The 6,309-nt window shown below is 54.4% G+C and carries 7 protein-coding genes; 3 read left to right on the plus strand and 4 right to left on the minus strand.

Annotated features, from left to right (window positions below; translation table 11 throughout):
• Window positions 1-5: 5 nt before the first annotated feature.
• Both ACFS7Z_RS26750 and ACFS7Z_RS26755 read left to right on the plus strand, forming a co-directional pair.
• Window positions 6-158, plus strand: a complete 153-nt coding sequence (locus tag ACFS7Z_RS26750; RefSeq protein WP_377492400.1) for a DUF1259 domain-containing protein — start codon at window positions 6-8, stop codon at window positions 156-158.
• Between the two features lie 719 nt (window positions 159-877).
• Window positions 878-2,338: a PQQ-dependent sugar dehydrogenase gene (locus tag ACFS7Z_RS26755; RefSeq protein ID WP_377492382.1), complete on the plus strand. Its 1,461-nt coding sequence runs from the start codon at window positions 878-880 to the stop codon at window positions 2,336-2,338.
• A 293-nt stretch (window positions 2,339-2,631) separates the two neighbouring features.
• Here the strand turns inward: ACFS7Z_RS26755 and ACFS7Z_RS26760 are convergent, their stop codons facing one another.
• Window positions 2,632-4,197: a PQQ-dependent sugar dehydrogenase gene (locus ACFS7Z_RS26760; protein ID WP_377492385.1), complete on the minus strand. Its 1,566-nt coding sequence runs from the start codon at window positions 4,195-4,197 to the stop codon at window positions 2,632-2,634.
• A 43-nt stretch (window positions 4,198-4,240) separates the two neighbouring features.
• On the opposite strand from ACFS7Z_RS26760, the gene ACFS7Z_RS26765 reads away from it, so the two are divergent.
• A complete protein-coding gene (locus ACFS7Z_RS26765) occupies window positions 4,241-4,441 on the plus strand; it encodes a hypothetical protein (protein WP_377492388.1) in 201 nt (66 codons plus the stop codon).
• Window positions 4,442-4,457: 16 nt separating this feature from the next.
• Here the strand turns inward: ACFS7Z_RS26765 and ACFS7Z_RS26770 are convergent, their stop codons facing one another.
• The 3 genes from ACFS7Z_RS26770 to ACFS7Z_RS26780 all read right to left on the minus strand — a co-directional run.
• Window positions 4,458-5,177 carry a hypothetical protein gene (locus ACFS7Z_RS26770; protein ID WP_377492391.1) on the minus strand — a complete coding sequence of 240 codons (720 nt, stop codon included), beginning with the start codon at window positions 5,175-5,177 and terminating at the stop codon, window positions 4,458-4,460.
• A gap of 47 nt (window positions 5,178-5,224) precedes the next feature.
• The gene (locus ACFS7Z_RS26775; protein ID WP_377492394.1) at window positions 5,225-6,052 is read right to left on the minus strand and encodes a ferritin-like domain-containing protein; all 828 of its coding nucleotides are present in this window, start codon (window positions 6,050-6,052) and stop codon (window positions 5,225-5,227) included.
• Between the two features lie 15 nt (window positions 6,053-6,067).
• A partial coding sequence (locus ACFS7Z_RS26780; RefSeq protein WP_377492397.1) for a ferritin-like domain-containing protein occupies window positions 6,068-6,309 on the minus strand: 242 nt, incomplete at its 5' end.

Genomic DNA, 6,309 nt, shown 5'->3' on the forward strand with positions numbered 1-6,309 from the left:
AGGTGGTGGCCCTGCACAATCACATGCTGGGGGACGATCCGCGCATGATCTTCCTGCACTACTATGGAAACGGGCAAGCGACAGATTTAGCTAAGGGCTTTCGGGCAGCACTCAACGTGCTGGGCAAAGAAAAGCCAGGTATACCGATGAGGCACTAATAAGCCTTGGCTTCTATATACTTCCCCAGATTATCATAAAAGGCGTTATGAGATAACCGATAAGCTATTTTCAGTAGGACCTCTTCCAAAGCTATCTTTCATCTCAAAATTCCCACGTCTTCCAGGACTAAACCTTACTGAAGGAAGCAGCTTAATTTTATGTACGTGAATGACTAAGGTGTTCTCTTAAGCTAACTTCTCGTTAAAAGGCTATGAACTTACGCATACTGCTGCTAAAGATACTCTGCCGCACCTGGATAGTGCTAGACGTTATTTGGCTTGCTGGGCAGTGGCTTATTTCCTTTACAGGGTTCATAGGCAGACATGGTAGCAGAGAGAAGAGAAAAAATTAGTGCACACGCTGCCTTTGACTCATAATTCCCACATTCTCTGGGACAGAAATCTGTGTTATGACAGGCAGTGAAACTATATTAACATCCTACTCTGAACACATTCTTCTTCCCTTAATATAAGTGAGTGTCCACTTACTTCAGCTATGTATCTACACATAACTCACTGCCCCGAAAGTACAACGCAGGATACATGCCGTAAATATTTGTGAAGCAGCAGGTGCAGTAACTTTAAGGGGAAGTGTCGCCTTCAAAACCAGGGTCTGTACTTGTTCTGTCCCGTTCTTGCCAGCTGTGGTCAATGCTGGGTGCCGGGCCTTTCTGTTGAAACTAACATTCCATTTTTCACAATAAACTTAATCACAAGCTATGAAGAACTTTACATCTCTAAATTTAAAAAATGAAAACACGGCGCTGCGCCATGCCCAGCGCCTGGGCACCAGGCTGTTCCTGTTCCTTGCCATCCTGGCGTTTGCCACTGGCTGTGAGGAGTTCGATGACTTTTTCGGAGACAAGGACAAACAAGGTGATAAAAAGGCCAGCCTGAAGCTGATGGCCGAAGGCCTCACCTCACCGGTGATGCTGACGGAGGCACCAGACGGCAGCGGCATGCTCTTCGTCCTGGAGCAGCCAGGGGTCATCAGAATCATCAAGGACGGGGAGCTACAGGCAGAGCCTTTCCTGGACATAACAGACAAAGTGATAGACCTCCGGCAGGAATACGATGAGAGGGGGCTGCTGGGCATTGCCTTCCACCCCCAGTACGCCAGCAACGGGCGCTTCTTCCTTTACTACAGCGTGCCGCTGTGGCCAGAGGCGCCTGATGACTGGGACCACACCAACGTGGTGGCCGAGTACCGGGTGTCGGGTGACCCGATGAAGGCAGACAAAGCATCAGAGAGAATAATCCTGCACCAGAACCACCCTTACTCGAACCACAACGGGGGCACCATTGCCTTTGGCCCGGTGGACAACTACCTCTACATCTCCATAGGCGATGGCGGCAACCGCGATGACCAGGGAATGGGCCACGTGGATGACTGGTACGAGCGGAACCCTGGCGGTAACGGGCAGGACATCTACCAGAACTTCATGGGAGACATCCTGCGCATAGACGTGGACGGGGGCAGCCCCTACGGCATTCCGGCCGACAATCCCTTTGTAGGCAAGGACGGGATGGATGAGACCTATGCCTTCGGCTTCCGCAACCCTTACCGCTTCTCCTTCGACAAGGGAGGCAGCCACGCCCTCTACTCCCAGGACGCCGGACAGGGAATGCGGGAGGAGATAAACCTGGTTTCAAAGGGAGGCAACTACGGCTGGAACGTGATGGAGGGAACGCTGTGCTTTAACGCAGAGGACCCCCTGCACCCCTTCGAGAGCTGCCCTGACGTTGACGTGCGCGGCATTCCGCTCACTTTGCCGGTGATTCAGTTCAAGACCATCCAGCACGGCCATGGCGATGGCCATGGTGACGGTGGCGGTGGCGATGGGAGTGGCCATCATGGTGGCGGTGAAGGAGTGGGCCTGGTGATAGTAGGAGGCTACGTGTACCGCGGAAACGAACTGCCCATGTGGGACGGCCGCTACATCTTCGGCACCTGGAGCACTTCCCATGAGGTGCCAAACGGCAAGGTGTTCATCGCAGAGCCACGTCTTGGGGAGGTTCTGGAGGACTTTGATGAGGTGAAGTTTGCCAACACACCCAACGGGCAGCTGAACTCTTTCCTGCTGGGCTTCGGCCAGGACTCAGAGGGCGAAGTCTACGTGCTTACCTCTGACACACAGGGCCCGTTTGGGAAAACCGGCAAGGTGTATAAGATAGACTAATCCATTATTCAGGTACTGTAAAGGCCTTTCGGCAATGTTCTTTGGTTGAGCAGTATCTCCTCCATGAGACTTGTTACTTTCCGCGCATCTTTTGTTTGACCTCCCAAGCATATGAATGCAAGCACTGAACTAGAGCTAACATGATGTTTTGTAAGGCTGTGGCTTCTGCGGGGGCGGCAGACAGAAATAGCAGTGCCCGGAAGCATTAAGCTGAACCTGCCAAAAAAATAAGGCATAGAAAAAACCCCTTCAGGTACTAAATCCTGAGGGGGTTTTTTCTGTCAACTAAACTATCACTTCTTGCTTACTCTCCAGATAGCGCCTGTGCCAGGCTCATAGGCATAAGGGGGCGCCTTGCTCATGTCTATTTTCACCACACCGTAGTCTACAATGTACATGGCATCGTCCGGCCCGAACTGCACATCAAATGGTCGGTCCAGGCCTTTTCCTGTGTTTCCCTGTCCGGAGGCGGGTCCTGGCAACATATTGCGTGCAAAAGGCTTCAGGTGCCCTGTGGCCGGGTCTACCATCACTATCTGATAGCCGGCAGGGTCTTTTCCTCTCAGCGGGTTAGTGGGTGGAGCCAAATCCCCCCACTCGGCTATGAACACATGCCCTGCCAGTGCCCCCCAGGAGGCTGGTGCCACGTCCATCATGCTTGGGGAGGAGTTGAACTCATGCCTTCCCAGCACCACCGAAGGGTCCGGCGGCGTCAGGCCGCTTGCCTCGTGGTCGATGACGAACTCCAGGTTCTTGCCCACCGGCTGTCCGCTCACAAAGACCATAGCCTGCAGGCTGTCGGGCACCTCGAACTTCTCGAGCGTGAGCGGCTCGCGTCCTGCCGAGAAGTCAGGCACGCCGTACCACATCCCCTTCTGCACGCGCAGGCTGGCGTCCAGGTAATCCTTCACCGGCCTCGAGCCGCGTATGTCGTAGCCGTTCTCTGCCGCGTACATCGCGCCTGTTGTTTTGTCCCAGGCAAGACCGATGAGGTTGCGGTAGCCCCAGGAGTGCGTCTCCACTGTGCCCATCGGGTCAGTTGGGTTAAAGGAGAGAATGGAGCCGCCGCAAAGCTTCACGCCTTTTATCACCTCGCCCGGCTCAGTGGCCACGCCGAAGGGCACAAAGGCACCTGTCAGCACCGAGTCATTTGGTTCGGCGGTGAGGAAATTCACGCTCTTGAAGTTCCTGCCCCTGAGCACAATATCCTGGCAGGGGGTAGAATGCACATTAGGGCTTCGCATAATCCAGGGTGCCACCGAAGGTCCCATTACGCCGGCATTGCCCGCAAGCCCCACCGCCACATACATGCGCCCGTCAGGCCCCATGCGGATATCGTTTATCTGGTGCTCTGCCTGGCTGTCGATGATGCCCGACAGGATAGTCTCCACCTGTCCGCTTTTAGTTACCCGAGAGACCGAGCCGGTCAGGTCTTCGCCCCGGTGGGTGATGTAGAAGGCGCCATCGTGCCACACAATACCCACGATGGCCGGGTTGATGCCCTTGCCTGAGAGGTCCACCGCCACGGTTGCCTTTCCGTCCTCTATCTGCATGATGCGCAGGGGCGCCAGCTTCTCAGGCTCAAGACCGCCACCTGCCTCCACTACGAACATGTTGCCCGCATCGTCCCAGGTCACGCTTGTAGGAAGCTGGAGCCCCCCGACTACTTTCTCCACTTTGAATTCCGCCGGCACCTGCAGCACAGGCAGCTCTATGTTGTCATCATCCTCGAAGAGGTGGCAGCCGGATAGTATCACCGGCATCGTGAACGCCATCAGAAGCTGAAGGCACCTGCGGAGGACACTGTAGCTGAGGCGCTCCGGCAGAAAACCGGACTCTTTATTCCCTATTTGTCTCATAATCATTGGTTAAGAAGTAAAAATAGAATCATGAATCGATGTTATGTATAATTGTATTATGGCCAAGGCCGTTATAAACACCCCTGAAAGCGGCGGCGGAGAAGAAACCTGCAGCGGTTCCTCCTTCATGACCAGGCGAATGTGCCAGGCTGCTGTCATACCCTGCGGATACTATCTCACCACACCTGAATTGAGTTACAGCCAGAAAGGGGGAAGCACCACGATGGACGCTTCCCCCTTATAGCGTAAACAGCAGTTTCTTACTTCATCTCCACCAGCTCTCCACAGGCTACCGGAAGCGTTGCCATATACTTTGCGTACTGTACACGATTGCTATTGGCTGGCACAATTGCATTATTTATGACATGAGCACCATGAATCACAATCACACGCTTGTCCAGTTCCAGGTCTTTCATGGTCTGGGTTCCGTTATGCATGGCATCGAAAGCAGAAACAAGTGAGCTCGTCATCGTCTTCGCGCCATAGCTCACAGTGCCGGCGGAGGTGGCAACAGGGAAGTTCTCATATGTCAGGGGCACCAGCTTGTCATCCAGCGATATGAGGATTGGGCCGAAGAAAGGCAGTCCTTCCTCCAGCGTCAGGAGCCCGTCGGCGCCCGCAGCGCTCGGCTCCGGGCACATGCTTTTCATGTCCATGCCCTCCGACACGGCACCGAAGATGTACTGCGGGTGCTCCATGTGGGGCGCCAGCCCCTCTACATCCGTAATCACCTCGAAATGGCCGTTCTCCGTCATCATCACCGTCGCCGTACCCGTCACGCCGGAGTTGTTCAACGGGTTCAACTGCACCTTGTACATCTTCATCTTGCTGTTGTTGCCTGGCATGTTGCCTCCTCCAGGCATCACGCCATCCAGGTCCCCCAGCTGGTCACAGCCTGCCAGGAAGAAAGTGCCCAGCAGCGCGGCAGCAAAGCCCCTGGTCAGGGCCGCCGCTTTGTTCAGTATCATGTTTGTCTTCATAAATCCTTGTTTTAAAAAAGTTAAAAATTGATAATCCTTAAAATTCGCTATGACACGATGAACGGCTTGACGATGTCCAGCACCATCTCCATAGACAGTGGCTCATCCCATGCCTCCCTCACCGCCATCACCGGCACCGTTGTCACTTGTGTGACTTCCACACCCACATGAGTGGTGTTTTTCTCACCGGCGTACACAGCGCTGCTGGCCGCCATGAAGGTTCCCCCGAAGCCGTCGATGCCGTCGTAGTCCTCTTCCGTGATCCAGCCTTTCCTGCCGCGGATGCGCCTCACCTGCGAGGCATGCCGTGCCTCCACCGCATGAATCTGCAGCGCCACTTTGAGCAGAGCGTCATTTTCCATCAGGTTCGGTGCCTGCCCTTTATAGGCCCGGACGCCCGTATCCTCAAATGCCTGCGCCAGGGCCAGGAAGAGCTGGTAGTTGCTGAAAGGACTCGGGAAAACCCCTCCTGCGGTATAATCGAACATGCTCGGCACACCAGTAAGGTCTCCCCCCAAGCTCTGTATCGTTGCCTCCAGCAGCTCCACGTGAATGCGCTCGTGGTCACGGATGGCCATGAACACATTCTCATGCTTGTTCTTCACGACTCCAGCGTCTACTGCCATCTGGTAGAACTGGTACTCGAGCCGCTCAAGGGCCAGGGCAAACTTGAGCACCGCAATCACGTCATGCGCCCTGGCGAAGGCCATCTTTGGCATCATCGTGAAAGCTGCCACTGGCAGAGAGGCAACGGCCACTTTTTTAGTCAGGCTTCCGAGCTTCTTGAAAGCCTCTTTCCTGGACATGTAAATGTCCACTTCTTCTTCCGACTTGTTGTCTAGGCTGAAAGATTCAAAGAGTTTATTAAAATCCATGGTAGTGTCCTCCTCTTAAGCTTTAGGTAAGTTACTCGCGTCAATCTCCGTCACGATGAAAGGGGCTGCCATCTGCAGCACCTGCATCGGTGGCAGCGCCTCATCCAGACCATCATCGATGAAGTCCACGAAAGCATCATTAGGAGCTATAAGGTCATAGATGGCCTCTGCATGCCGCGCCTCCACTGAAACGATTTTACCGGCCACTACCAGGAAATCAGGATTTGTGAGCAGGGGCCCAGCGCCATTATAGGCCG

Source organism: Pontibacter toksunensis (genome assembly GCF_042686245.1).
In the GTDB taxonomy this organism is placed as follows: Bacteria; Bacteroidota; Bacteroidia; order Cytophagales; family Hymenobacteraceae; genus Pontibacter; species Pontibacter toksunensis.

Excerpts from the sequence above, each read along its gene's own strand:
- ACFS7Z_RS26755 (WP_377492382.1), top strand. The coding sequence starts at position 878 with ATGAAGAACTTTACATCTCTAAATTTAAAAAATGAAAACACGGCGCTG.
- ACFS7Z_RS26760 (WP_377492385.1), bottom strand. The coding sequence starts at position 4,197 with ATGAGACAAATAGGGAATAAAGAGTCCGGTTTTCTGCCGGAGCGCCTC.
- ACFS7Z_RS26765 (WP_377492388.1), top strand. The coding sequence starts at position 4,241 with ATGTATAATTGTATTATGGCCAAGGCCGTTATAAACACCCCTGAAAGC.
- ACFS7Z_RS26770 (WP_377492391.1), bottom strand. The coding sequence starts at position 5,177 with ATGAAGACAAACATGATACTGAACAAAGCGGCGGCCCTGACCAGGGGC.
- ACFS7Z_RS26775 (WP_377492394.1), bottom strand. The coding sequence starts at position 6,052 with ATGGATTTTAATAAACTCTTTGAATCTTTCAGCCTAGACAACAAGTCG.